We start from the raw sequence: 26,178 nt of genomic DNA, 5'->3' as shown, positions 1-26,178 counted from the left end.
GCGCTCGGCATACCCGTCACAGAGACCGTGGGATAAGTCTGTCCAGGGAAAGGGGTACCTCGGCCATCAGCCGATTTGTGCAACAGAGTCCCGACAACCCATCGTATTGTTTTGATTGGCGTATTTGCTTTCTTGAACGCCGAACTCAAACTTGAATGGCTGCGTTCAAGTTCGCAGCGTCCAACACGCCACATCTCCACGCCCAACCGACCGTTCAACGGCCATTTAAACCCTATTTAAATGGGGTTTGCGGCCAGTCGACCCGCACAGCGCCTGCGCACCACCACATGCGCCAAAATCGGTGCCCAAGGTCTCATTCAGCCCCTTCTTTGCACTTTCTGCAAACAACTGCCAATTTTCACCGCCCAAAGCCCGCGCCTTGTCATAGCCCTTATTTTTATAACCCAATGTCACGAGTTCCCGGCAATTATCGCCTATTCCCACCAAAACCCTGCACTGCAATACCTACTGTTCCCGTACAATGGGGATATGTCGCACGAAAGTGCAATCTGCGGGCCAAACGGGCCTCAAGCCGGTGCATATTGCATCACGGTACGCTGCGGGCCGCACAATCGCGCGGGCCACCTGATCTTGAAAGCAAGGGCCGAAGCCCCCCCTTGTCCGCCAAATTCGCGCTTATTGCGCCTTGGACTCGAGCGCAGCGAGCCGTGCAGACAGCGCTTCGTTCTCTTCGCGGGCTTTCTGCGCCATGGCGCGCACGGCGTCGAATTCTTCGCGGGTGACAAAATCGCGGTCCGCAAGCCAGCGATCCATCATTGATTTCATCGCCGTATTTGCCTCGTCCTTGGCACCCTGGGCGACACCCATCGCATTGGTCATCAATTGGCTCAGGTCGTCGAAAATCTTGTTTTTGCTCTGCATGGCACTCTCCAATCGCTGTTCTGGTCTATATGGGCCTTGCTGGCCCGGCGCACAAGCCGACAAGGTCGGTTGACTTCACCGCAAGGCCACGAAAGGAATAGCGCCATGTTAGCCGCTATACCCTTCCCCGATATCTCTCCGGAGATCGTGTCCTTCACCGTTTTCGGGCGGACATTGGCGCTGCGTTGGTATGCGATGGCCTATATCGTCGGCATTGCGCTGGGCTGGCAGATCATCAAATTCGCGCTGCGCCGGCCTGCACTGTGGCGGAACGGCCCGCCCATGGCGGTGGCACAGCTTGACGATCTGCTGACCTATATCGTGTTCGGGGTCATCGGCGGCGGGCGGCTGGGCTATGTGCTGTTTTACAAACCGGCGGCGTACCTGTCCAACCCTCTTGATATCATCAAGATATGGGAAGGCGGGCTGTCGTTTCATGGGGGCTTTCTGGGGGTTGTCGCCGGGGTCTACCTGTTTAGTCGCAGGTTCAAGGTGCCCCTGCCCGATCTGGCCGATATCATCGCCGTTTCAGCCGCCCCCGCGATCCTGCTGGTGCGCTGCGCGAATTTCATCAATGCCGAACTGTGGGGCCGCCCGACCGACCTGCCGTGGGGCGTGATCTTTCCGGGTCAGGCCGCACAGCGCTGCGCCACCGCGCTGGAGCCTTGCGCGCGCCATCCCTCGCAACTGTACGAAGCCGGGCTGGAGGGGCTGCTGCTGGGTGCCATATTGCTGCTGCTGGCCTTCCGCTTTGGCGCGCTCAGGAAACCATGGCTGTTATCCGGCGTCTTCTTTGCGGGCTATGGCTTTGCCCGGTTCATGGTCGAATTTGTCCGCCAACCTGATGCGCAATTCGTCACGCTGGGCAATGATCTGGGCTGGGCGCTGCACTATGGCGGCCTTGGCCTGACCATGGGGCAACTTCTCACGCTGCCGATGATCGTCATCGGGCTGGCCGTTGTCATGCGCGCACGGCACAAATGACGGCGCTGCGCGACCTTGTGGTCACGCGCATCGCGCAGACCGGGCCGATCACGCTGGCCGATTACATGGCAGACTGCCTGATGCATCCGACCCATGGCTACTATGCCACCCGCGACCCGCTGGGCGCTGCGGGCGATTTCATCACCGCGCCTGAAATCAGCCAAATGTTCGGGGAACTGATCGGGCTGGCGCTGGCGCAAAGCTGGATGGACCAAGGTGCGCCCAACCCGATCTCCTTGGCCGAACTTGGCCCCGGACGCGGCACGCTGATGGCCGACGCCCTGCGGGCCACGCGCAATGTGCCGGGCTTTCATGCAGCCCTTGCCGTGCATTTCGTCGAAACATCGCCGGTCCTGCGGGCCGCACAGGCGCAGAATGCCCCCCACGCCCAATGGCACGACACCGTGGACACCCTGCCCGATGCACCCTTATTCGTGATCGCAAACGAATTCTTCGATGCCCTGCCGATCCGGCAATTCATACGTGACGGCGCAGGCTGGCGCGAACGCATGGTCGGCGTCACCGATGGCAAGCTGACCCTTGGCCTGTCGGCCCCCGCCCCGCTGGCATTGCTGGAACATCGGCTGGCCGATACCAAGGACGGCGACCTTGTCGAACATTGCCCGGCCCTGCCCGGCATCATCCACGCCATGAGCCGGACGATCGACGCCCATGGCGGCGCGGCCCTGATCATCGACTACGGTGACTGGCAGTCACAGGGCGACACCTTGCAGGCCCTGAGACGGCATGACCACGCCGACCCGCTGGCAAACCCCGGCCACGCCGACCTGACCGCGCATGTCGATTTTGCGGCCATCGCGGCGCAGGCGCGGCCCGCCAAATTCACCCGGCTCACGCCGCAGGGCGTCTTTCTTGAACGTCTGGGCATCACCCGGCGGGCACAAAGCCTTGCGGCCAACCTGACAGACACGGCCCTTGAAAATCACATCAGCGCACATCGGCGCTTGACCCACCCCGCAGAAATGGGTGACCTGTTCAAAGTGATCGGCATCTATCCCGCAACGGCCACCGCGCCCCCCGGACTGGAACCATGACACTCGACATTATTACCGACCCCGCCCTGCATGGCGCGACGCACGGGTTCTTTGCCCGGGCCGGTGGTGCGTCCTCGGGTGTCTTTACCGGGCTGAACTGCGGCTTTGGCAGTTCTGACCAGCACGACATCGTCGCCATCAATCGCGCAAGGGTCGCGACGGCGCTGCAGCTGCCGCCCGATCATCTGGTCGGCGTGCATCAGATACATTCCGCCAATGTCGTCGCCGTGACCGGGCCGCTTGATACCCCCGCCAAGGCCGACGCGCTGGTCACCGCCACCCCCGGTGTCGCCCTGTCCGTCCTGACCGCTGATTGCCAGCCGGTCCTGTTTGCCGACCACAAGGCCCGCGTCATCGGTGCCGCCCATGCTGGCTGGAAAGGTGCGCTGCACGGCGTGCTGGAGGCGACGATCACCAAGATGGAAGCACTGGGTGCCGCACGGGCCGATATCGCAGCCGTGATCGGACCCACGATCAGCCAGCGCAATTACGAAGTCGGGCCGGAATTCAGGCAACTTTTCGTGGACCACGATCCCGGCTATGCGCGGTTCTTCGTGCAGGGCCGCGGTGACCGTTTGCATTTCGACCTGCCTGCCTTTGGTCTGTACCGTCTGAAAAAATGCGGGGTCGCCAGCGCCAACTGGACCCGCCACTGCACCTATGCCGACGAAAAGCGGTTTTTCAGCTACCGCAGGTCCGTTCACCATAAAGAAGCGGATTACGGGCGGCTCATTGCCGCGATCCGGCTCTAATCAAGTCAGCAATGGGGCAGACTTGTGCCGACATCGCCTTGCGTTAAACTTGCATTCATGTCGCGCAGACTATGCTGGGTAAAATCTAGCTTAACTTTCAGAATGTTACCCCCCACACGACCGGATATGGGGCCGATCTGAAACTTTTTTCCGCGTTGCCAAAGTCTTGCCAGTTTGATCGACCAAGTTGGGTCCAATACCGCCACTCCGGGCGTAACAGGCAAAAAGGGCAAAGCAATGAAAGACCGCTGGCAGAAATCCCTCGAAGCTGCAGTCGCAGCCTATGACACGCCTATGCCCTGGGAACGTGGCGCACAGCGTGCAGCGATGATCAGCCGCCGCAGGGTATTGGTGGGCGATGCCAACAGGCCGCAGCCCGCACAAAACCTCCGGGCCTGAACAACCGCCCCCACCACTGGAATAATAAAACCGCGCAAACCTGTGGTCGCGCTGTGTTCTGTTAGCCGCATAGTGCAACAAAGGGCCACAGATTCGGCCCCCCTGCGGCGCCCCTCACACGTGTCGGCCCTCACGCTGTCCAACTGCGCGCAATGCGGCGACAGTGCCGGTTCAAACGAATGAATTGACCGTCTAACCGACAGAAAACACGAAATATTTTGACATGGCGGCGCGATTTAGGGCAGGATCAAAACAATAGTAACTTTCCTCAGACGTTGTCGGTGGGGCCGACGAATGATGTGAAAACCGTTAGGCAATCGCATGGATTCGATCCGTCCCGCTGCTGCGCGTTTTGCAGCAGGCAAAGACAAAAGGCCAAGCCGCGTGCCGCGCGCGCCACACCCCGATGCACAGCCAAGACGCAGCAACGCGCCCTTGCGCAAGTACGAGGTCGCGTATCTGAACGGCGCCGGTAAAATCGAATATGTGACCCGCATGGCACCTGCTTTGCCGGTGTTCGAAGACGCCTTTGGCGCTCTGGGTCATGGCGCAATTCTGCAAACCGAAACCGGGCCGGTCGCGGTCGAGGATTTGCACCCCGGCGACCGTATCCGCGTGGCGAACGGGGGCTATGAAACGCTGTTGTGGCGTGGGGCGATCACGATCAAACCCGATGACCCCAACGCCAGCCCCGAAACCAGCAGCCTGATCCGGATCATGGCAGATGCCTTGGGGTACGACCGCCCCTCGCCTGATTTGGTGCTTGGCCCGACCGCCCGACTTTATCACAAGGCCAACGGAATTCGCGCCATGACCGGCAGCGATGCCGCGTTTATCCCCGCACGGGATTTTGTCGATGGCACCTATATCATCGCCCTGCGGCCCGCAGCGCCGGTGAACGTCTATCAACTTGGCTTTGCCCGCCATCAACGATTGTCGGTCAATGGCATCGACATAGAAAGCCTGCACCCCGGAACGGCATTCGCCCTTGGCCTGCGCGGTGAAATGCTGGCAACCTACCTGTCGCTGTTTCCGCACAAACGCTCGCTCGAGGATTTTGACATCATGCAAAACCCGCGCCTGCGCCTGCGCGATCTGGATCTGTTCGCCGGGAACTAGCTGATTTTCACCGAACGGCCCCAGAAACGCAGCATCAGCAGCACCGCAGCCAGCGACAGGCCCACAACAAGCCCCAGCCACAGGCCGACGCCCCCCATATCCAGCCAGAAAGCCAGCATATAACTGGCAGGCATCCCCACAACCCAATAGCTGAACGTCGCCATGATCATCGGCACGGTCGTATCCTGCACCCCGCGCAGCAGGCCCAGAACCATGACCTGCGCAGCATCCACGATCTGGAACAAGGCCGCGATCATCACCAGACTGGCCCCCACCTGCAACAGCCGCGCGCGCTCAGGCTCGGCCGGATCAATAAACAACGCCACCAGCGTTTCCGGGATGGCCAGAAATACGGTCGACGTCACGATCGCAAACAGGGCGGACAGGCCAATCGCCGTCACCCCACCCCGGCGCAACAGGACCTCGTCCCGGCGGCCCAGTGCCCGTCCGGCCCGCACCGTCGCGGCCTGACTGAACCCGATATGCACCATAAAGGTCAGGCTGGCCAACTGGATGGCAATGCCGTGGGCGGCCAGCTCGATCGGGCCGATCCACCCCATCATCACCGCACTCGCACTGAACAAACCGCCCTCGGCCAATGACGTCAGACCAATGGGCCAGCCCAGCGCAAAGACGCGGGCCATAATCTCGGTGTCGCTCCGCCAGAAATTCTTGAACAGTTCAAATTGCGGCAGTCGGCGCACGATATACACCGCAATCAACAATAACGTGACCGCCGTCACCGAAAGCGACGCAATCGCCGCCCCCTTGATCCCCATTTCCGGCGCGCCAAGATTACCGAAGATCAAGGCGTAGTTGACAACGACATTCATGATTGCCGCGCCAATCGTGGACCAAAGGATAATGGCGGTATGCTCCAGAGCCGCCAAGAATGACTTGAGCGTCATAACCATCAGCGCCGGGATCATCTGCCAGATCACGATCTGCAAATAGATATGCGCCAACGCCGCCACATCGGCATCCTGCCCCATCGCCACAAGGATTTCCTCGGCCCAGAAAAACGGCACCGTGACGGCCAGCCCATAAATGATCGACAGCCACAGCCCCATCCGCGCCACGCGCCGGACCTGCACATCGTCACCATCCTCAACTGCGGCGGCCACCATGGGCGTCACAGCCTGGGCAAAACCCGCCCCGACAATAAAGATCACGAAAAATAATGTGGTCGCAATGGTCGACGCGGCAAGCGCGGTCACGTCATACCACCCCAGCATGATCGTATCGGTCATATGGATCGCAAATTGCGCCAGATTGCTAAGGATCAGCGGCATCCCCAGCCGCAGGATGGCCCGCGTGTGGGCGCGATATGTCAGGGCAAGGGGTTCCATGCGATAGTCATTAGGCTGGATACATTGCTCCGTCCATAGACATCATACACCGGCCTTGCCCCCCTTGGCGTCACATTAGCTCAGGACATCCCGCCAGCCATATCTGGGCGCGAAACCAACCATGCGCTTGGCTTTGTCGTTGGCGTAAAACGTCTCATCGGGGCGCATGTCATGGGTCACGGGCACACCTTGGTAGAACCGCGCGATCACCTCGCCGGACCTGATACCGACCGACATGTCGTCATTGGACACGTTAAACACCTGATACCCCAAACCGTCCGTTTTCAGACAACAATCCACCATATGCCCCAGATCGCGGGCATCAATGTAGGCGAATATATTGCGCCGCCGCCGCGCCGGATCATCCATGAACGCCGGGAAATCCGTCGCATACTCATCCGGCTCAATCACGTTGTTGATCCGCAAGCCGTAGATATCCGCGCCGGTGCGCGCCTGAAATGACCGCGCCGTGGCCTCGTTGCAAACCTTGGACATCGCATAACTGTCGTGGGGCACCGTTGGGTGATCCTCATCCACGGGCACATAATCAGGCTTTACCACACCATCGGCGAAACAAACGCCATAGGTGGTTTCCGAACTGGCAAAGATCACCTTGGGGATACCCAACTTTACTGCCGCCTCGATCACATTATAGGTCGACTGGGTATTGATCCGAAAACATTCGCCATCGGTCCCGATCATCACCCGCGGCACAGCGGCGAAATGCACGACAGCATCATAGCGTGGCACGCCGGTGCCCGCATCCAGCTCGTGAAAATCCGTGAACTGCGACATCGCGCCAATCACCTGGCCCGCATCGGTCAGATCAATCAGCAACTCGGACACGTCCAACCCCGATGGCACCAGATCAGCATTCACCACCACATGCCCCAGGCCCTGCAGATGCGTGATCGCATGCTTGCCCGCCTTGCCAGATCCACCCGTAAAGAAAACCCGCATATCCTTCTCCCTCAAGCCAAGACGCGTATCGACGCGCCCGCCGCCCATGCGGTGATCGCCGCAACCGTTTCGCGGTAAAACAAGGCAAACGTCGCCTCGGTCGTATAACCAAGATGCGGCGTCAGCAAAAGCGTGCCCGCTGCAATCAAATCGGCATCGCGCAGCGGATCATCCACCGGCAGCGGCTCTGCGTCGAACACATCAAGACCCGCCATCGCGGGGTGCCCGACGCGCAGTCCGGCCAATAACGCGGGCGTGTCCACGATCGGCCCGCGCGATGTATTGATAAACACCTGACCCGGTTTGGCAACCGCGAACGCCGCAGCATCCAACAGCCCCTCGCTGCGTGGCGACAATACCAGATGCACCGTCGCCACATCCGATGCGGCCATCAATGCGGCAAGACTGCCCATGCGCGTCACGCCGACCTCTGCCGCGCGCGCATCGGTCAGGTTCTGCGACCACGCGCAAACCTGCATCCCCAACGCGCGACCCAAAACCGCCATCTGCGCGCCGATGTTGCCCAACCCAATCAGGCCCAGCGTCAGCCCCGCCACATCACGGCCCAGCCCCGTTTGCCAACTGGCCGGCCCGTGCAACGCTGCCACCTCTGGCATCAACCGCCGATTAAGCGCCAGCATCATCAACACAGTCAATTCCGATGTCGTCGTCTTGCGGCTAGGCGTGCCGCAAACGGTCACCCCGGCCGCGCGGGCCGCGTCCAGATCAATGGATGCGTTTCTGGGGCCGCTGGTCACGATCAGCCGCAGCTGCGGCAATGCCCCGATCACCGCAGCGGGCATCGGCGTCCGCTCGCGCATCAGACAAATCACATCGAATGGGCGCAACCGCGCAACAAGCGCGGCCTGATCGCTGATCGTGTCGCTGAAAACCGTCACATCCAGCCCGTCCCAATCGGCCAGCCGCAGCGCGGCCCCCGCGTAATCATCCAGCACGGCAATCTTCATGGTGACCCTTTTCTCTTTGACGCAACGCTATGCGACAGATTCACAAAAGGCCAACCTGCTATTTGCGCGTTCGGGTAAATACCATTTTCCGGTCCCGCAACGCCGGTTCCGGATCACTGACGGTGATCCGGTGCAACTGGTCCGGCAGATTGAAAATCATTGCACCACACACGAAACGCCCCGTGAATGGACAACACACGGCGACCCTTGCGACCGCGCAACACATTCGCTGGCCGTTATCCCCTTCCCCGTCTCCCGACGCTCTGCCATACTGTCCCAAATATCAGAAACGAGCAGCACCATGGCAAATGATCTCCTCTCCGGGGCGTCCTCCCCCGACGACTACAACGCCTCGTCCATCGAAGTCCTCGAGGATATGGAGCATGTGCGCCTGCGCCCCGGCATGTACATCGGCGGCAAGGACGAACGCGCGCTGCACCACATGGTCGCCGAAATCATCGACAACTCCATGGACGAAGCCGTCGCAGGCCACGCCACATGGATCGAGGTCGAATTACACGCCAACGGCCACGTCACCGTCCGTGACAACGGGCGCGGCATCCCCACCGATGCGCATCCCAAATTCCCGACCAAAACCGCGCTGGAAATCATCTTTTGCACGCTCAACGCCGGCGGCAAATTTTCCGGCGACAGCTACCAGACCTCGGGCGGTCTGCACGGCGTCGGCTCATCCGTCGTGAACGCGCTGTCCGACCACCTGCGGGTCGAAGTCGCGCGCAACAAAGAACTGTTCATGATGGAATTCTCGCGCGGCATCCCCCAGGCCCCGCTGGCGAAAATCGGCGCGGCCCCCAACCGGCGCGGCACCGCCGTCACCTTTCACCCCGACCCGCAAATCTTTGGCAACCTCACGCTGAAACCCGCCCGCCTGTTCAAAATGGCCCGGTCCAAGGCCTACCTCTTTTCCGGTGTCGAAATCCGCTGGAAAACCGCCATCGACGACAATGAAACCCCGTGCGAAGCGACCTTTAAATTCCCTGGCGGTCTGGCCGATTACCTGAGCGAAGTCTTCGCCGGGGCGACCACCTATTCCGACAAACCTTTCGCTGGCACCGTGTCGTTCCAGGACAAATTCGGCGTGCCCGGCAAGGTCGAATGGGCGATCAACTGGACCCCTGCGCGCGACGGTTTCATCCAATCCTACTGCAACACCGTCCCCACCCCCGAAGGCGGCACCCACGAGGCCGGGTTCTGGTCCGCGATCCTCAAGGGCATCAAAGCCTACGGCGATCTCGTCTCCAACAAAAAGGCCGCGACCATCACCCGCGAAGACCTGACCGCAGGCGCCGGTGCGCTGGTGTCATGCTTTATCCGCGAACCCGAATTTGTCGGCCAAACCAAGGACCGGCTGGCCACCACCGACGCGCAGCGCATGGTCGATGCCGCCGTGCGCGACCACTTTGACAACTGGCTGGCGGCCGACACGAAATCCGCCGGTGCGATCCTTGATTTTCTGGTGCTGCGCGCCGAAGAAAGACTGAAACGGCGTCAGGAAAAGGAAACCGCCCGCAAAACCGCTACCAAAAAACTGCGCCTGCCCGGCAAGCTGACCGACTGCACCTCCAAAGACCGCGCCGGAACCGAATTGTTCATCGTCGAGGGCGACAGCGCGGGTGGCTCTGGCAAAGGTGCGCGCAACCGGGTCAATCAGGCGCTTCTCCCGCTCAAGGGCAAGATCCTGAACGTGCTGGGCGCCGCATCATCAAAGCTGACCACCAATGCCGAAATCAACGACCTCTGCGAGGCGCTCGGCGTTGGCATGGGCACAAAATTCAACGTCGAAGACCTGCGCTATGACAAGATCATCATCATGACCGACGCTGATGTCGACGGCGCCCATATCGCGGCGCTTTTGATGACCTTCTTCTTTACCCAGATGCGGCCACTGATCGACCACGGCCACCTTTATCTGGCCTGCCCGCCGCTCTACCGGCTGACGCAAGGCGCGCGCCGCGTCTACGTCGCAGACGACGCCGCCAAAGACGCCGTGATGGCCAAGGGCCTTGGCGGCAAAGGGAAAATCGACGTGCAGCGATTCAAAGGCTTGGGCGAAATGGACGCCAAGGACCTCAAAGAAACCACGATGGACCCCAAAACCCGCAAACTCATCCGCGTGACCATCCACGACGATCAACCGGGCGACACCGCCGATCTGGTCGAGCGTCTGATGGGCAAAAAGCCTGAGTTACGGTTCCAGTATATTCAAGAGAACGCACGGTTTGTGGAGGAGTTGGATGTTTAGGTGTCCAATCCCATGATCCGTAGCTCTGCGACCCACCAATCCAATGCCTTTTTCAAGACATCTCTCACATCTTGTCCGGAGAGTTTCTCAAGCTCTGTCGGCCAGTATACATCTGAATAGTCCTCTTCCAAGTCAGCAACTTCATTGGATTGGGCAACAATCAGGAATATTGGGGTGTCGTCAGAATGAGAATGTCGACCCTCATGCACTACTCTAGTCCGTTCGGGACGAATAAAATCATAGAACCAATTAAATTGTCCGGCCTCACTTTCAGACTTCCACCTACAGCGAGCCTTTTGAATTGCCTGCCTGACATGTTTTGCCCCATCACGATCCAAGACATCAGAGATACTGTAGAGCAACCCCATTACAGCGGCATAGAGTATCCTGCGCCGTTGATGATCATCCTCGTCCTCCAGCCATTCAACTGCCGCTTCTGTATCTCTTAGCAGAAACCGATATTCAGACATTCTATTTGACCTTGCTGTATGGCAGAGCATCATCCGACCAAACTATCCGCGCGAAAGCAAGCCGTAGGGTGTGTGCTAGCACGCACCGCCCAACCCTATGGTGCGTGTAAGCACGCACCCTACATCACCACATATCCCACATAGGGCAACGCCCGACCCTGGGTGGGTGCGAAGCGCCCTCCCGGGGGAGGGGTTTGAACCGTCTCGGAAATGGTCCGGGGGACCATTTCAGGTTCAAACGGGCGGAGCCCCGGACCGGGAGGGACATGGGGTTGGGGGCGGTTCGCCATTGGATGGGCTTCACCCCCCACAAATCACCCCCTGCACCCCGTGCGTACAGCGTCTGTACAGCGTCTGTACCGGGTCTGTACGGCAAACATATACCGTTTCCAGCACCCGTAGGGCGGGGTTCTCCCCGCCAACCCGCCAACCCGCCATACGAAACGTACGTACGCTGTATGTACGCGATCTGTACGCAATATTGCTTCCGTCGCGGTGGCGGCCCTAGCCCTGCAACGCTTCAAGATACGCCAACAAATCCACGATCGGCTGACTGGTCATGATCGGCTGGCCCGTCTCGGCCTTGGCCGCCACATCGCGCCCTTCAAAGAAGTCGCCATAGACCGGCATCGCGCTGCCGTGGCTGACCAACGGATCGCGTCCGTCAATCCGCGCGATGATGCGGCTTACGGGAAAAACACCGCCATTTCCTGCGGTTAGCTGCGTCAAATCGACGGGCGGCACCACCAGAGATGGCGACATCGGCCCATTGCCCGTGGCTGCTGTCCCATGGCAGGTCGCGCAATAAAACTGGTAGAGCGCCTCTCCGCGTTGCACGTCCTGCGCCGAAACCGGTGCCGCAAGACCCATCATGACGATCCAAGTGAACAAGCGCATCGCGTCCTCCTTAATGGCTATCAAAGCCACGATACCGCCCGGGAAATCGCCTGCTTTGATGCAAATCAACCCCACCTACCGCAGGATCATTCCGCCCACCGCCGCACGGATCACCGTATCCGTATCGTCGCTGTCAGCAGAGACCGCCATCCCGACCAATGCCCCCGGCGCACCACCGAATGCAGCGGCATAATCCTTTGATAAGTCGACACTTTCACTGTGTGCCCCGGTGCCCGCCTGCCGTAGCGCAACAGTGGCGCCTTGCCCCGCCGGGCCATAGGGCGACGGGATCACCTGCCCGCGGGTGTGGTTCCCACCCCATGCATATTGCAGAACGCGGACTTGATCGTTGCCCATCAGGCTGCGGATATTGGCACCTTGGGTTGCATGGGCCTGATCGGGCGGCAGAAAAACGAAATAGATCGAAATATTGCGATCGTCCCCACCTTTCAGCGCCAGATCGGTCGGCGGAACAGATTGCGCAACCGACCATCGCCACGTCGCAGCCCGGGCGCCCCATTCGGCGCGGGGCAACCGGGTCCATGCCAACGATACAGAGCCTTCGGATACGATCCCAAGGTCGGGGCCAAAGACATAGTCATTTGACCCAAACATCTGCAATCGCTGCTCGGCCCAGCCCTTGGCAAAGTCGATGGGGCCTGCAGATGCAGACAGGGCCGTCGCCACGACAAGGGCCGCAGACAGGATCAGTCGCATGGTTTTGTTCCTTTGGCTTGGTTATGCGCAACAATTAGCGCAGAAAGCCCGCCAAAAAAGAAAAAGACAGCTGTCTTCACAGCATTGTCACGTTTGGTTACTGCTGGATGCTTTCCAGATACTCGGTCAAGACCAACAGCCGCATGGGCACTGGCGTACCCAGACCATCAGTTTCAACAATCACCGTATCGCCCATGTCGCCGGCCCCAAATTCCGGCATTGCGGGGCTGAAATGCGCGCCGCGATCCAGGCCGTCAATCGTGCTCATCACGCGGTCGCGCGGAAAGCTTCCGCCGTTGCGGCGGCTGATGGACGTTAAATCGGGCGGTGCAACCGACAATCCGCGCCCGGCGGGGCCATTGCCCGTGGCGTCGCTGCCATGGCAGCCCGCGCAATCGGCCAGATATGCCGTGCGCCCGTCTACTGGTTCCTCGACGCAGGCGCCCAGACCGAATGCCGCGAGGATGATGAAATACCGCATGACTGCCTCCTTGTTTTAGGCCACGATAACAAAGGCAGCGGCGCACCGCCATGATCTAACGCGCCCTGCCGGGCCGAAACAGCGAAGGATGGCCAATGCCACATCACATTTTGATCATGCTGGCCGCCGGGATTGGCGTGCCGGTTCTTGCGGCGCTCAATGCGGCCTTGGGGCGGCAGATCGGATCGCCGGCAGTGGCCGCGTCGGTTTTGTTTGTCGTGGCCTTCGGCGTCGCCGCAGCAACTGCGCTTTTGACCAACCCACAGGCCATCGCAAAATTGCCCACCGCCCCGCGGCATCTGTTTTCAGGTGGCGTTCTGGTGGCGTTTTACGTGCTTGCGATTACATGGATCGCACCAACGATGGGTGTCGGCAACGCGGTGTTCCTTGTGCTGCTTGGGCAACTTATTTCAGCCGCAGCCATTGATCATTTTGCATTGTTCAACGCGCAGAACGCGCCGCTGACCCTGACCCGTGCGGCGGGTATCGCGCTGATGGCCGCAGGCGTGTTCGTTACGCAGCGAGCGTAAGGGCAGAAGCCCAAAGCGCATCGGCCACATCCAGCGCCTTGCGGTCAGCGCCGGGTATGCGCACGCCGTCCCGTGCCGCGACAGCGGTAGCGACACGCGCGAAACGGTCTGCGAAATCATCGCGATAGATGCCGGGGTCCATCAGGATATAGAACTGCCCAAGCCCATGCGGCGGCCCGTCCAGAAGCTTGAGGCGGCCGATGTCCAGCGAATTGACCGGCCCGGTCATGCCCGCCGCCAACAGCTCGGCCATCAGGCCAAAGCCCCAGCCTTTGTATCTACCTGCGCTGACCAACGCCCCCTTCAGGGCGACCTCCGGGGATGTTGTGGCCATCGGCGTCAACCGCCCAGCCTGGCGGGATCGGCTTGCCCGCAGCCTTGGCCATCGTGATTTTGCCCAGTGCCACCGCCGACGTGGAAAAATAAAAATGCCACGCAGGTGCGCCGTCGCCCGGCACGGTCATTGCGATCGGGTTGGTGCCGATGACGGCGGTCTTGCCACCCGGCGGCGCAACAACGGGCGACGCATTGGTGAACCCCATCCCAATCAGGCCCTCGGCGGCAATCTGTTCGGTAAAATAACCCAATGAGGTACAGGTATGCGCATGGGCCACGGCCAACGTCGCCGCACCATTTTCGCGCGTCGCGTCGATTGCCATGGGCATGGTGGCGGCAAAGGCAGGCTGCGCAAAGCCAAAGCACGCATCAGACATCACCGCGCCGGGACGCGCACGGCTGACGACGGGATCAACGGTGCCATTGACCCGGCCTGACGCCAACTGGGTGCAGTAGCTTTCGAGGCAATACACCACAGATCACCTTGCCCAGCGCCTCGGCATGGGCGACGGCGCGGGAGACATGGCGCGCTTGCATGTCGCCCGCACCATGCGCGATCAGCGCTGCGCGATCAGCGCTGCGCGACTTTGCGTCTCTATCTCGGTAAATGCGATTTTCACAGGGCCTCCAACACGCCGCCGGTCATGCGGATCTGGCGATCCATCCTTGCGGCAAGTTCCAGATTATGGGTGGCGATCACAGCGGCAAGCCCGGTATCACGCACCAACGTCATAAGCGTGCTGAACACCCGCTCAGATGTATCGGGGTCCAGGTTGCCTGTCGGTTCGTCCGCCAACAAAAGCGCGGGCTCATTGGCAAGCGCGCGGCAGAACGCCACCCGTTGCTGTTCGCCCCCTGACAGCGCCGCAGGACGGTGACTGGCGCGGTCCGCGATGCCGACCCGGTCCAGCAGCGCCATTGCACGCGCCTTTGCCGCTTTCTCGGACGCGCCGTTCGCCAATTGCGGCAATACGATATTTTCCAAGGCACTGAATTCCGGCAATAAATGGTGGAATTGGTAGATGAACCCCACCGTTCCACGCCGCACTGCCGTGCGCTTGCGGTCCGATAAATGGGTCATGTCTGTCCCCTCGATCAACACCGTTCCCGCATCCGGCGTGTCCAGCAGACCCGCGATATGCAGCAAAGTGGACTTGCCCGCACCGGATGGCGCCACCAGCGCGACCACCTCGCCGGGTGCCACGCTCAGCGATGCGCCTTGCAGAACCTTCACTTCGTTTGGCTTGCCCAGATTATACGTCTTTGTCAGGTCCCTGACCTGCAATGTTGGATTACTCATAACGCAGTGCCTCTACAGGGTTCATGCGGGCCGCACGACGGGCAGGAAAGATCGTGATGATCCATGACAGCCCCAAAGACAGCGACATGGCCTTGACGACATCCGACAGGTGCAATTCAGCAGGTACGTTATAAATACCGCGGATGGACGGGTCCCAGACACCTCCGCCCGCGACATAATTCACAAGGCTGAATATCTGGTCGATGTAGATCGCAAACAGACAGCCCAGCAGCACGCCAAAGAATGTCCCGATCGTCCCTATCCCAGCCCCACAGATAAAGAATATCCGCAGGATCGACCCTTCGGTCAGGCCCATTGTCCGCAAGATACCCACATCGCGACCCTTGTTTTTGACCAACATGATCAACCCGCTGATGATGTTCATCGACGCCACCAGCACAAGGATCGACAGGATGATGAACATCACGTTATCCTCAATCGTCAACGCCCGCAGATAACGGCCAACCCGATCCTGCCAACTGTAAGCCCATGTCCCCACACCCGCAGCATTGGCGATCACCTGCTTTAGCTCTTCGGAACGGTTGATATCGTCCAGCCGCACTTCAAGTTCGTCCGCGACGCCATCTCGGTTAAAGATCAGCTGCGCGGTGTCGAACGGCAGATAGGCACGGACTTCGTCTATTTGGTAGCGTCCGGTCGAAAAGATGAACACCACATCATAGGCATTCACCCGGGTGCTGCGCCCCATCGGCGTGATCGCACCAGAACGGATAGTGAATTCAACGCGGTCCCCGATACCGACGCCCAAGGTCGCCGCCAACGCAGAGCCAAGCGCGATGCCATTGGGCAAATCGTCGATATTCCCGATCGTCCGTTCACTTTGCACAATCGCGTCCGACTGTTTGAGATCTTCAAGCTTGATCCCATAAATATCGGCCAGCGTGTTGCGGCCAAATGCGCTGGCCATCGACTGACCACGCACCAATGGCGCAACACTTTGCACGCCTTCGACCGTCATGATGCGGTCGGCCATCCCCTCGAAATCCTCGATCACCTCGCGGGGGCGCACGACGGTGACGTGGGCATTGGCCCCGACAATCGTGTCAATGAATTCTGCCCTGAAGCCAGACCGCACAGCAAGTGTCGCAATCAAGGCGAACACCGCCAGTGTCACGCCGATCAGGCTGATCCAAGTCATAACGCTGACGCCACCTTCGGCGCGTTTGGCGCGGATATAACGCCACGCGATCATCCATTCGAATTTGGCAAAGGGGGCGGTGCTTTTCACCGTGGCCATGACTGCTCCTGCATCAATTTGGGCGCAACGTGGGGGCAGATGGCGCAATGGTCAAGGCGCGTTGGCGTGAACTGCTAGCGTTGGGCACCCGCAAGTTTTGGAATGTGGCCCGGCGTCTGCGTAACCAACGTGGGCCGGGTTGTCGGCGGCTCAATCCGGATGGCGGGTTCGTGGCGTGCTGCCGCCTTGTTTTTCGCGTAGGGACGCCGACGCATTGGGGAAATGATCAGACCGAAAAGTGCAGCAATCACGGCCCAACCGCCCAGAAACCCTGTCCCGGCAGATGCCGCGCCAGCCACGGTGACTGGGACAGCCGGTGTAAAATCAACCCATGTGGCGCGCAGTGTCTCCACATCCGCCATACGGTGCGGCAGGGTCAGCCGGACCAATGGGGATGCATCGCGCAACAGTATCAGATCTTCGACAAGGCGGGCATGGCGGGCGATGGTCCGACGCATATCGGCCTGACGGCTGGCAAGAAACGCGGTGCCTTCAAGCTGCTCCAACGCGTCTTCGCGTCCAAGGCCAGAGGCCAGCGCGGAGGCGTCAAAATCCTTGACCACGACTGTCAGCGCATCCACCTGCCCGGCCAGCCGTTGCAGGTATTGCTGCGAAAATTCAGGGAATTGCGACAGGGTCATACCCCCGGCAAGCCCACCTGCAAGACAAAGAGCCCTGATCATTTCAGGGTGCCGTTGCGGAAGATTGTTGTCATCTGCGGCCTCAAGACATTCTATTTCTCGCAGATTAGCAGAGAATTCGCGCGCCACGAATGATTAACGCCGCTATGCGCGGGTATCCGCATCAGACCGCAACCAATTCACCACATTGGCCGCGTCCCGATCAGGCGGGAACACGGGATAGAATACCTTTTGCACCCCCCATCGCGGGCGACCATTGTCAACCGTCTGAGCAAACGCTGCCCGTCGGCGATCAGCGTGGGCAGCGACGTCGTTTTGCCGAACGCCCCATCGGCATCCGACAATAGCGGAAAAGGCAAATGCAGCCGCGTGCGCCGGGACTTTCATCCCAATCACCAGGCAGCGCCCGGTCAGGGCGGCCCGTCATCGGGTAGACACAGACCACTGCGACACCCTGCAAGCCACCAGGATTGACCATTTTTCCCGATGTTGCGGGCAGATCAAGACCGGGCAATGCCATGCGCCCAGATGATCGGCAGCTCTGCCATCCGTCGGGGCGGAAATCAGGGACCAGTCCACCCCGGCTATGGTTACGCAATGCCCTTGTAAATTTCGACGATGCGTTCGATTGCCACTTCTGGCGATAACTCTTCGCTTTCGCCCGTGCGACGGCTGGTCAGTTCGACAACCCCGTTTTTCACGCCTCGCGGTCCGACCGTGATCCGCCATGGCAGACCAATCATATCCATTGTGCCAAACTTCGTCCCGGCCCGTTCGTCGCGGTCGTCGTACAGCGGCTCCAGCCCTGCGGCAGTGATCTTTGCGTAAATATCCTCGGAGGCGGCATCACAGGCATCGTCGCCAGTACGCATGTTGAGAATACCGACGTGAAACGGTGTCACACCTTCGGGCCAGATGATGCCCTTGTCGTCGTGCGACGCTTCGATGATAGCGCCCAGCAGGCGTGACACGCCAATGCCATGGCTGCCCATATGGACAGGCACCTGCCCGCCTCTACCGTCATCGACCACAGCACCCAACGGTTCGGAATATGTCGTCCCGAAGTAGAATATCTGACCAACTTCGATCCCGCGCGCTGTGCGCTTGTTCGCCTCTGGCACCTTGGCGAATTCATCAGGCACGTGGGTTTCATCGGTGCGGGCGTATAGCGATGTAAATTCTTCCATCACGGCCTGACACTGTGCCACGTCATCGAAATCAATATCACGCTGGCCCATTTTGATGTCTGTAACGGCGCTGTCATAGAACACTTCACTTTCGCCAGTGTCCGCCAGCACCAGAAATTCATGGGTATAGTCGCCACCGATCGGGCCGCTGTCAGCGCGCATCGGGATCGCCTGCAGACCCATCCGTTCATAGGTCCGCAGATAGCTGACCAGATGGCGATTGTAGGCGTGCAGCGCGTCTTCTTTGGTCAGATCAAAGTTGTAACCGTCCTTCATCAGAAATTCGCGGCCACGCATCACGCCAAAGCGCGGGCGGACCTCGTCGCGGAATTTCCACTGGATTTGATAGAGGGTCAGCGGCAGGTCCTTGTAGCTGCTGACATGGCTGCGAAAGACATCCGTGAACATTTCTTCGGCCGTCGGGCTGAACAGCATATCGCGGCCATGCCGATCCTTCATGCGCAGCATCTCTTCGCCGTAGCCGTCGTAGCGGCCACTTTCGCGCCACAGGTCCGCCGATTGCAGCGTCGGCATCAGCATCGGGATGTGCCCGGCACGCACCTGTTCTTCATGCACAATGTTTTCCAGCTTGCGCAGCACCTTAAAGCCCAGCGGAAGCCACGAGTAGATCCCCGCGCTTGCCTGTTTGATCATCCCCGCCTGCAACATATAGCGGTGACTGATGATCTGTGCCTCGCGTGGCGTTTCTTTGAGAACAGGCAGGAAATAGCGGCTCAGGCGCATGGCGGGACCCTTAATCAATATGGTTTGGGGTCCGGTTTAGGGCGCACGTTGCGGCGTGGCAAGCAGATGAATGGGGCCTGCGATGCGATTGGTTGCTGTGCTATCATGCAATTGTGATGCGCGCTCGGGCCAAAGCCCCAAATTAAACGACTATTGAGCTGCATCGTCCTGTACCATCCGCCCACAGCAGGAGCATGACATGACCCGACTGAAAAGCATCATAGTCCTATTGTTGATGGCAGCCCCCCTGACCGTGCGGGCAGCACCGATCAGTTATGACCTGCAAGCCGAAAAATCCGAGGTCGGTTTTGTCTATTCCCTGAGTGGCGCGGAAAACCGGGGCAGCATGCCAGTGCAGGCGGCACGGATCATGATTGACTTTGATCAATTCGCCAATTCCCGGGTCGAGGTGGTGGTTGACGTCACCCGGGCGCGCACGGGGCTATTCTTTGCGACCGAAGCGCTGAAGGCCGCCAGCGTTCTGGACGCTGGCAATTACGCGTCAATCCGCTTTCGATCAACGGCGGTGCGGGCCAATAACCCGCGCAATTTGTCCGAAGGTGGCCAGATCGACGGAATATTGACGATCCGGGGGGTCGCACGGCCCGTGACATTGCAAGCCGCCGTTTTTCGGCAACAAGGCTCTGCAGATAATGATCTGAGCCACCTAAGCTTTCGGATCAGCGGGACGGTAAAAAGGTCTGATTTTGGGGCAGTTGGCTATGCCGACATGGTGGACGATCTGATCCATCTGGACATCGCAGCACGGGTGATCAGGGCGCAGTAAATTGCACCCTGCCCTTGCACTACCGCGATCCATAACGCATCTATCATGCAGGCAAAAATGGATCAGACATGTCACTTCCCGTCCAACAGCAGGCGAAATACTGGGGCATCGCGACTGCCGCGTTCCTGACCATCTTGTGGTTTTTGGGTGATGTCATCCTGCCGTTTGTGCTGGGTGGGGCGATTGCCTATTGCCTTGATCCAATCGCCGATCGGCTTGAACGGATGGGGTGCACACGCGCCGTCGCTGTCACAATCATTACGCTGGTTGCGGCATTCGTCTTTGTCCTGCTGATCCTGCTGGTCATCCCGACGTTGATGCAGCAGTCATCACAACTGATGAACACCGCACCCGAACTGTTCGAGCGGTTGCAAGTGTTCTTGACCGAGCGTTTCCCCGCGCTGATGGATGCCGACAGCGCGATCCGCCAGCAACTCCTAAAGATCGGCGAGGCGATCCAATCCAAGGGCGGAGAGGTGATCAACGGCCTGCTCAGTTCTGCGCTTGGGCTGATCAACGTACTGGTTCTTATCATTATCGTGCCCGTTGTGGCGTTCTATCTGCTTTTGGACTGGGACAACATGACGGCCAAGATCAACGACATGCTGCCCCGCGACCACGCGCCCATCGTTCAGAAAATCGCCAAGGATATTGATCGCACACTCGCGTCGTTTATCCGCGGGCAAGGCACCGTTTGCATCATTCTTGGCACATATTACGCCATGGCCCTGATGCTGGCGGGCCTGAATTTTGGTCTGGTGGTGGGGTTCATCGCCGGGCTGATTTCCTTTATCCCCTATGTTGGGGCGCTTGTCGGTGGCGTTCTGGCCCTTGGCCTTGCGATATTTCAGTTCTGGGGAGAATGGTTTTCCATCGCAATAATCGCCATTATCTTTGGACTGGGCCAGTTTTTCGAAGGCAACATCCTGACGCCAAAACTGGTGGGAGGATCTGTTGGGCTGCATCCTGTTTGGCTGATCTTCGCACTGTCCGTCTTTGGATCGCTATTTGGGTTTGTCGGCATGCTGGTCGCTGTGCCGGTGGCTGCGATGATCGGCGTCGTGACGCGTTACGGGCTGAATCGCTACAAGGAAAGTCGGCTTTATCGCGGCCTTTCCTCGGACGACTGACATGGCTGATCAACTTTATTTTGAATGGCCGACCGGCGTGGCGTTGGGGCCGGATGATTTTTTTGTATCCGAGGCCAACGCACATGCCTACGCGATGCTAAGCATGCCGGACACATGGCCCGAACGCAAATTGGTGCTCACCGGACCAAAGGGTTGCGGCAAAAGCCATTTGGCGCGCATTTTCCAAACCCAAACCGGCAGCGTGACGGTCCAGGCGGCGGCGCTGCCCGCTGACTTTCAAACAGACGCAAGCACCGTCATTGTCGAAGATATGGAACATTTGCCCGTCGGGTCGGAAGAGGCCATGTTTCACCTGCACAACTATCTGCGCAACGCAGGTGGATTGCTGCTGATGACGTCCCAGACCGCGCCCAGCCGCTGGCCCGTTGTCCTGCCCGATTTGGCCAGCCGGATGCAGGCAACCACGATTGCGCAAATCACCGATCCCGACGATCCACTGCTACAAGCCCTAATTATGAAGCTTTTTGCCGATCGCCAAATCATGCCGCCACCCACATTGGCGGCATATCTGGCCCCCCGCATTGAACGGTCTTTCGCTGCCGCCGCAGATATCGTTGCACGTCTGGATGCTGCGGCGCTGGCCGAGCAACGCAAAATCAATGCGGCCCTTGCGGCACGTCTGCTGGACAAGGCGGACTGACACCGCAATACTTGTCATATTGCCGCAACAAATGCGGTGCACAAGGCCATATGATGCAAGCGAATTTTCTCGAAGGGGACTATCCCACCCCCACAACACTCGACATTGATCTCACTTCACCTGCGCGGTTCGTGAACCGCGAACTTAGTTGGCTGGGCTTTAACTGGCGTGTCTTGGAAGAGGCAGAAAACCCGCGCGTGCCCCTGCTGGAGCGGCTGAGGTTCCTTTCCATTTCGGCAGCCAACCTTGATGAATTCTACACCGTGCGCGTCGCTGGCCTGCGCGAACTGGCCCATGCGGGCAACGTCACGCCGGGTCTTGATGGGCTGACGCCCGCCGAACAACTTATCATGATCGACGCCAATGCGCGCGATCTGATGGCGCGGCAACAGAGCGTTTTCAATAACCTGAATGCCGAATTGGCAGAGCAGGATATTCACCTGCTGACACGCGAAAACCTCAGCAGGGATGATATTGCCTATCTTGAGGATGTGTTCCTTGAACAGGTCTTTCCCGTGTTGTCACCGCTGGCCATCGACCCCGCCCATCCGTTTCCGTTCCTGCCCAACGAAGGCTTTGCATTGGCCCTGCAACTGGAACGTACCAGCGACAAACGCCCCCTACGCGCCTTGCTACCCGTGCCCGCACAGATTGACCGGTTTGTGCCACTGCCCGCCGCGAGCGGCTATCGGTTCCTGCCTCTGGAGGAACTGTTGTTACTGCATATCACCAGCCTTTTTCCGGGCTACCAGATCAAAGGCAACTGCGCATTCAAGGTACTGCGCGATAGCGATCTGGAGGTTGAGGACGAGGCCGAAGATTTGGTGCGCGAATTTGAAGTCGCCCTCAAACGGCGGCGGCGTGGCGAGGTTGTCCGTCTCAAAATCTCGGCCGGAGCGCCCACGGCCCTGCAAACGCTGATTATGTCGGAACTGCACGTGACCGAAGAAGCCGTGGTCGAGGTGGATGGGCTGATCGGCATAGCCGACCTTGATGAACTGGTCATGGACAGCCGCCCTGATCTGCTTTGGCCCACGTTCAGCCCCCGCGTGCCGGAACGGGTTCAGGATTTTGACGGCGACATGTTCGCCGCGATCCGTCAAAAAGATATGCTGCTGCATCACCCGTATGAAACGTTCGACATGGTCGTGCGTTTTCTGGCGCAGGCCGCGCGCGATCCAAATGTTGTGGCAATCAAACAGACGCTCTACCGCACCTCCAAGAAATCCCCCATCGTAAGCGCGCTTTGCGAGGCGGCGGAAGACGGCAAATCGGTAACCGCACTGGTCGAACTGAAGGCCCGGTTTGACGAGGCCGCCAATATCCGCCAATCCCGGCGACTGGAACGGGCAGGCGCGCATGTCGTCTACGGCTTTCTGAACTATAAAACCCATGCCAAAATCAGCACCGTGGTGCGCCGCGAGGGTGATAAGTTGGTGACGTACACCCACTTTGGCACCGGGAACTACCACCCGATCACAGCACGCATTTACACCGATCTCAGCCTGTTCACCTGCGACCCCAAACTGGGTCGCGATGCGACAAAAGTGTTCAATTACCTGTCTGGCTATGCCCCGCCCGAAGGTCTGGACAATCTGTCGATTTCTCCGCTGACATTAAAACAAACCCTGCTGGACCGGATCGCCACCGAGGCTGACAATGCCCGCGACGGCAAACCGGCGATGATCTGGGCCAAGATGAATTCGCTGATCGAGACGGATGTGATCGACGCGCTTTATGCGGCGTCTCAGGCCGGGGTCAAAATCAGTCTGGTAATTCGCGGCATCTGCGGCTTGCGGCCCAGCGTGGTCGGTTTGTCAGAGAATATTCGTGTAAAGTCCATCGTCGGGCGGTTTCTTGAACATTCGCGTATCGTCTGTTTTGGCAATGGTCATGCGCTGCCCTCGAAAAAGGCCAAGGTCTATATCAGCTCTGCCGACTGGATGGGCCGCAACCTGAACCGGCGGGTGGAAACATTGGTCGAAATCAAAAACGCGACGGTCAAAGCACAGATCGTCGGACAGGTGATGGCCGCGAACATGGCTGATGTGGCCCAAAGCTGGGTCATGGCCGCCGATGGCAGCTTTACCCGCGCCGTGATCCCCGAAGGCGAGTTTGCGTTCAATTGCCACAGGTTCTTTATGGAGAACCCATCGCTGTCTGGGCGTGGTTCTGCGGGTGCGTCTGATGTGCCGCAGTTGACCCACACCGACGATTGACGGATACGGGCACCCGGACCATGGTCGAGGCGGCACACGGATGGGTAACAGATGACGCAAGAGCAGGACGCGGAAACCATTGACTGGGGTCCCTTTGGTCGCCCGTTGTTCGACGGTGACGCCGTCAAGGGTCTTAGCCGCGTGGGCGTGGTCGATGTTGGGTCAAACTCGGTCCGCATGGTCGTGTTTGACGGGGCCGCGCGATCACCGGCTTATTTTTATAATGAAAAAATCATGTGTGCCTTGGGCGCGGGCCTGTCTGAAACCGGACATCTGAGCCCCGAAGGCCGCACACGCGCCCTGTCTGCCATAAGGCGCTTTGCAGCCTTAGCCGAAGGCATGGGGATTTTGCCCTTGACCGCCGTTGCCACCGCTGCGGTGCGCGAAGCATCAGACGGGCAAGACTTTCGCGATGAAGTCTTGCGCGAAACCGGCATCAAACTCTGGGTCATCGACGGCCAAGAAGAGGCCCGACTGTCGGCCCAAGGTGTATTGCTGGGCTGGCCGGGGAGCTACGGGCTGGTTTGCGACATCGGTGGATCGTCGATGGAACTGGCTGATCTTGCAGATGGCCGGGTTGGGCGGCGGGTGACATCGCCGCTCGGCCCGCTCAAGCTGCGCGAGATCAAAGGCGGCAAAAAGGCCGTCAAAACCTATGTCAGCGAGATCATGGCAGGGCTGCATGCGGACATGGAACAAGAAACCGGCATGCGCCTGTTTCTTGTCGGTGGGTCGTGGCGCGCCATCGCTCGCATCGACATGGAGCGGCGTGGCTATCCCCTGACCGTGCTGCATGAATACAGGATGTCATCGCGACAGATATCGAAAACCGCCGATTATATCGCCAAATCTGATTTGGGTGAATTGCGCCTGCGTGCCAATATATCCGACAGCCGAATGTCATTGGTGCCACTGGCGGTGGTCGTGTTAAAGGAGCTGATGCGCACGTTCAAGCCCAAGGACGTTGCAGTATCATCCTACGGTATTCGCGAGGGGATGCTGTATGAACAAATGCCGCGTGAGTTGCGCGAACGTGATCCGCTGATCGAGGCTTGCCGTTTTGCCGAAGCCAAAGATGCCCGCATGCCGGGTTTTGGCCGCATCCTGTACAATTTCGTCAAGCCATTGTTTCCACGTGCAAACTGGCAACGCAAACGAATCATAAAAGCGGCCTGTCTGCTGCATGACGTCAGTTGGCGTGCGCATCCCGACTACAGGGCTGAAGTCACATTTGACAATGCGACCCGTGCCAATTTGGGCGGTCTCAAGCACTATGAACGGGTACTGCTAGGGCTTGCGTTGATGAACCGTTACACAAACAAGCCCGATAGTTCGCGCTATGAAGCCCTATTTGCGATGCTCACTACCGACCAGATCAAGGAAGCCGAAATATTAGGCAAGGCGATGCGTCTTGGTGCGATGCTTTGGCTTACTCCGGACGAAGAACCGGGCAGCCTGAAATGGAGCGCCAAGTCACGCGAATTGGTGCTGACGCTGACCGAACACGCGCGCCCGCTATTTGGGGAAGTTGCCGAAGCGCGACTGGGGGCGCTGGCCAATGCGTTGGAAGCCACAGCGACCGTAAGATTTAAGGGTTAACGTGATCGACGCGGCGTATGCCACGATCGGACCGTTTAGCCCCCACCGCATGAAACAAATGATCGCGCATACAAAATGGCGCCCCACATGAGTATTCGGCGGTAATATTTGCTTGCTTTTTTGGTCACGACTGTGGGCCGACACCCAACCAACGGGCACAGAAAAATATCGTCATGCTGCGGTTCAAAGATGGGCGAAGGGGGGCATGCGACTGCGAACATGACGAATGCGGTGGTCACAGCCGAGGCGTTGGGGCAGCTCACACTAATAGAGCAGGCCATCGGCGATGGCACACGTGGCACCCCGCAGCAGCGCCGAGAGGCTGCAAACGCCAAGCAAAATGATGAAACCTGCGGTATGGTGCCCACGTTGCTGGTGCCCGGTATCCATGGTGACAGACTGTCTTGGGTGTCGATTGGCGATCAGCCCCTGTTTCTGTGTCGCGCTCGCGCCGCAGATTGCAATGATTGACGGCCCGGCAAACCCGATT

At 59.3% G+C, this 26,178-nt stretch carries 25 protein-coding genes and 1 pseudogene; 12 read left to right on the top strand and 14 right to left on the bottom strand.

What is annotated here, in order from left to right:
* Window positions 1-636 precede the first annotated feature (636 nt).
* Window positions 637-882, bottom strand: a complete 246-nt coding sequence (locus QZ196_RS14175) for an accessory factor UbiK family protein (RefSeq protein WP_296427532.1) — start codon at window positions 880-882, stop codon at window positions 637-639.
* Between the two features lie 105 nt (window positions 883-987).
* Between QZ196_RS14175 and lgt the strand changes: the two genes are divergently transcribed.
* From lgt to QZ196_RS14150, 5 genes are all read left to right on the top strand, one after another.
* A complete protein-coding gene (lgt, locus tag QZ196_RS14170) occupies window positions 988-1,866 on the top strand; it encodes a prolipoprotein diacylglyceryl transferase (protein ID WP_296427530.1) in 879 nt (292 codons plus the stop codon).
* A complete protein-coding gene (locus tag QZ196_RS14165; protein WP_296427528.1) occupies window positions 1,863-2,921 on the top strand; it encodes an SAM-dependent methyltransferase in 1,059 nt (352 codons plus the stop codon). Before lgt ends, QZ196_RS14165 begins: the two co-directional genes overlap by 4 nt.
* Complete coding sequence (gene pgeF / locus QZ196_RS14160; RefSeq protein WP_296427526.1) at window positions 2,918-3,673, top strand: peptidoglycan editing factor PgeF; 756 nt, start codon at window positions 2,918-2,920, stop codon at window positions 3,671-3,673. Before QZ196_RS14165 ends, pgeF begins: the two co-directional genes overlap by 4 nt.
* A gap of 237 nt (window positions 3,674-3,910) precedes the next feature.
* Entirely contained in the window at window positions 3,911-4,072 is a 162-nt protein-coding gene (locus QZ196_RS14155) for a hypothetical protein (protein ID WP_296427524.1), read from the top strand.
* Between the two features lie 321 nt (window positions 4,073-4,393).
* Window positions 4,394-5,191, top strand: coding sequence for a Hint domain-containing protein (locus QZ196_RS14150; RefSeq protein ID WP_296427522.1), 798 nt, complete (start codon window positions 4,394-4,396; stop codon window positions 5,189-5,191).
* Here QZ196_RS14150 and QZ196_RS14145 read toward each other — a convergent pair.
* The 3 genes from QZ196_RS14145 to QZ196_RS14135 all read right to left on the bottom strand — a co-directional run bounded on the left by QZ196_RS14145 (window position 5,188) and on the right by QZ196_RS14135 (window position 8,468).
* Window positions 5,188-6,540 carry an MATE family efflux transporter gene (locus QZ196_RS14145; protein ID WP_296427519.1) on the bottom strand — a complete coding sequence of 451 codons (1,353 nt, stop codon included), beginning with the start codon at window positions 6,538-6,540 and terminating at the stop codon, window positions 5,188-5,190. The genes QZ196_RS14150 and QZ196_RS14145 overlap by 4 nt on opposite strands.
* A gap of 75 nt (window positions 6,541-6,615) precedes the next feature.
* Window positions 6,616-7,500 carry an NAD(P)-dependent oxidoreductase gene (locus QZ196_RS14140; protein ID WP_296427517.1) on the bottom strand — a complete coding sequence of 295 codons (885 nt, stop codon included), beginning with the start codon at window positions 7,498-7,500 and terminating at the stop codon, window positions 6,616-6,618.
* Window positions 7,501-7,511: 11 nt separating this feature from the next.
* Window positions 7,512-8,468 carry a D-2-hydroxyacid dehydrogenase family protein gene (locus QZ196_RS14135; protein WP_296427515.1) on the bottom strand — a complete coding sequence of 319 codons (957 nt, stop codon included), beginning with the start codon at window positions 8,466-8,468 and terminating at the stop codon, window positions 7,512-7,514.
* A gap of 301 nt (window positions 8,469-8,769) precedes the next feature.
* Between QZ196_RS14135 and parE the strand changes: the two genes are divergently transcribed.
* Window positions 8,770-10,731 (top strand): DNA topoisomerase IV subunit B, encoded by a 1,962-nt coding sequence (parE, locus tag QZ196_RS14130; protein ID WP_296427513.1) that lies wholly within the window; start codon window positions 8,770-8,772, stop codon window positions 10,729-10,731.
* Here the strand turns inward: parE and QZ196_RS14125 are convergent.
* From QZ196_RS14125 to QZ196_RS14110, 4 genes are all read right to left on the bottom strand, one after another.
* Window positions 10,728-11,201: a hypothetical protein gene (locus tag QZ196_RS14125; protein WP_296427511.1), complete on the bottom strand. Its 474-nt coding sequence runs from the start codon at window positions 11,199-11,201 to the stop codon at window positions 10,728-10,730. The genes parE and QZ196_RS14125 overlap by 4 nt on opposite strands.
* 504 nt (window positions 11,202-11,705) lie before the next feature.
* Window positions 11,706-12,098 (bottom strand): cytochrome c, encoded by a 393-nt coding sequence (locus QZ196_RS14120; RefSeq protein ID WP_296427508.1) that lies wholly within the window; start codon window positions 12,096-12,098, stop codon window positions 11,706-11,708.
* A 75-nt stretch (window positions 12,099-12,173) separates the two neighbouring features.
* On the bottom strand, window positions 12,174-12,815 hold the full coding sequence (locus QZ196_RS14115; RefSeq protein WP_296427506.1) for a DUF3047 domain-containing protein: 642 nt from the start codon (window positions 12,813-12,815) through the stop codon (window positions 12,174-12,176).
* A gap of 97 nt (window positions 12,816-12,912) precedes the next feature.
* Window positions 12,913-13,296: a c-type cytochrome gene (locus QZ196_RS14110; RefSeq protein ID WP_296427504.1), complete on the bottom strand. Its 384-nt coding sequence runs from the start codon at window positions 13,294-13,296 to the stop codon at window positions 12,913-12,915.
* A 95-nt stretch (window positions 13,297-13,391) separates the two neighbouring features.
* Here QZ196_RS14110 and QZ196_RS14105 point away from each other — a divergent pair, with 95 nt between their 5' ends.
* On the top strand, window positions 13,392-13,826 hold the full coding sequence (locus QZ196_RS14105; RefSeq protein WP_296427502.1) for a DMT family transporter: 435 nt from the start codon (window positions 13,392-13,394) through the stop codon (window positions 13,824-13,826).
* On the opposite strand, the pseudogene QZ196_RS14100 reads toward QZ196_RS14105, so the two are convergent.
* The 5 genes and pseudogenes from QZ196_RS14100 to proS form a co-directional block, all read right to left on the bottom strand.
* Window positions 13,810-14,635 (bottom strand): annotated as a pseudogene (locus QZ196_RS14100) (Ldh family oxidoreductase). The gene QZ196_RS14105 and the pseudogene QZ196_RS14100 overlap by 17 nt on opposite strands.
* A 143-nt stretch (window positions 14,636-14,778) precedes the next feature.
* Complete coding sequence (locus tag QZ196_RS14095) at window positions 14,779-15,462, bottom strand: ABC transporter ATP-binding protein (protein ID WP_296427500.1); 684 nt, start codon at window positions 15,460-15,462, stop codon at window positions 14,779-14,781.
* Complete coding sequence (locus QZ196_RS14090; protein WP_296427498.1) at window positions 15,455-16,720, bottom strand: ABC transporter permease; 1,266 nt, start codon at window positions 16,718-16,720, stop codon at window positions 15,455-15,457. The genes QZ196_RS14095 and QZ196_RS14090 overlap by 8 nt, the downstream gene beginning before the upstream one ends.
* Before the next feature lie 74 nt (window positions 16,721-16,794).
* The gene (locus QZ196_RS14085) at window positions 16,795-17,403 is read right to left on the bottom strand and encodes a DUF2937 family protein (protein WP_296427496.1); all 609 of its coding nucleotides are present in this window, start codon (window positions 17,401-17,403) and stop codon (window positions 16,795-16,797) included.
* 548 nt (window positions 17,404-17,951) lie between these two features.
* Window positions 17,952-19,292 carry a proline--tRNA ligase gene (proS, locus tag QZ196_RS14080; RefSeq protein ID WP_296427494.1) on the bottom strand — a complete coding sequence of 447 codons (1,341 nt, stop codon included), beginning with the start codon at window positions 19,290-19,292 and terminating at the stop codon, window positions 17,952-17,954.
* A gap of 199 nt (window positions 19,293-19,491) precedes the next feature.
* Between proS and QZ196_RS14075 the strand changes: the two genes are divergently transcribed.
* The 5 genes from QZ196_RS14075 to QZ196_RS14055 all read left to right on the top strand — a co-directional run bounded on the left by QZ196_RS14075 (window position 19,492) and on the right by QZ196_RS14055 (window position 25,688).
* Entirely contained in the window at window positions 19,492-20,079 is a 588-nt protein-coding gene (locus QZ196_RS14075) for a YceI family protein (protein ID WP_296427492.1), read from the top strand.
* A gap of 68 nt (window positions 20,080-20,147) precedes the next feature.
* On the top strand, window positions 20,148-21,209 hold the full coding sequence (locus QZ196_RS14070; RefSeq protein ID WP_296427491.1) for an AI-2E family transporter: 1,062 nt from the start codon (window positions 20,148-20,150) through the stop codon (window positions 21,207-21,209).
* Between the two features lies 1 nt (window position 21,210).
* Window positions 21,211-21,870 carry a DnaA/Hda family protein gene (locus QZ196_RS14065; protein ID WP_296427489.1) on the top strand — a complete coding sequence of 220 codons (660 nt, stop codon included), beginning with the start codon at window positions 21,211-21,213 and terminating at the stop codon, window positions 21,868-21,870.
* A gap of 50 nt (window positions 21,871-21,920) precedes the next feature.
* Window positions 21,921-24,089 carry an RNA degradosome polyphosphate kinase gene (locus QZ196_RS14060; RefSeq protein WP_296427487.1) on the top strand — a complete coding sequence of 723 codons (2,169 nt, stop codon included), beginning with the start codon at window positions 21,921-21,923 and terminating at the stop codon, window positions 24,087-24,089.
* A 51-nt stretch (window positions 24,090-24,140) separates the two neighbouring features.
* Window positions 24,141-25,688 (top strand): Ppx/GppA family phosphatase, encoded by a 1,548-nt coding sequence (locus QZ196_RS14055; RefSeq protein ID WP_296427485.1) that lies wholly within the window; start codon window positions 24,141-24,143, stop codon window positions 25,686-25,688.
* 264 nt (window positions 25,689-25,952) lie between these two features.
* On the opposite strand, the gene QZ196_RS14050 is transcribed toward QZ196_RS14055, so the two are convergent.
* A partial coding sequence (locus QZ196_RS14050; protein ID WP_296427483.1) for a hypothetical protein occupies window positions 25,953-26,178 on the bottom strand: 226 nt, incomplete at its 5' end.

Origin of the sequence: Yoonia sp. (assembly GCF_017854565.1) — a bacterium.
GTDB lineage: Bacteria > Pseudomonadota > Alphaproteobacteria > Rhodobacterales > Rhodobacteraceae > Yoonia.
Note: the sequence above shows the minus strand (reverse complement) of the source record. Positions and strands in the feature narration are given on the sequence as shown.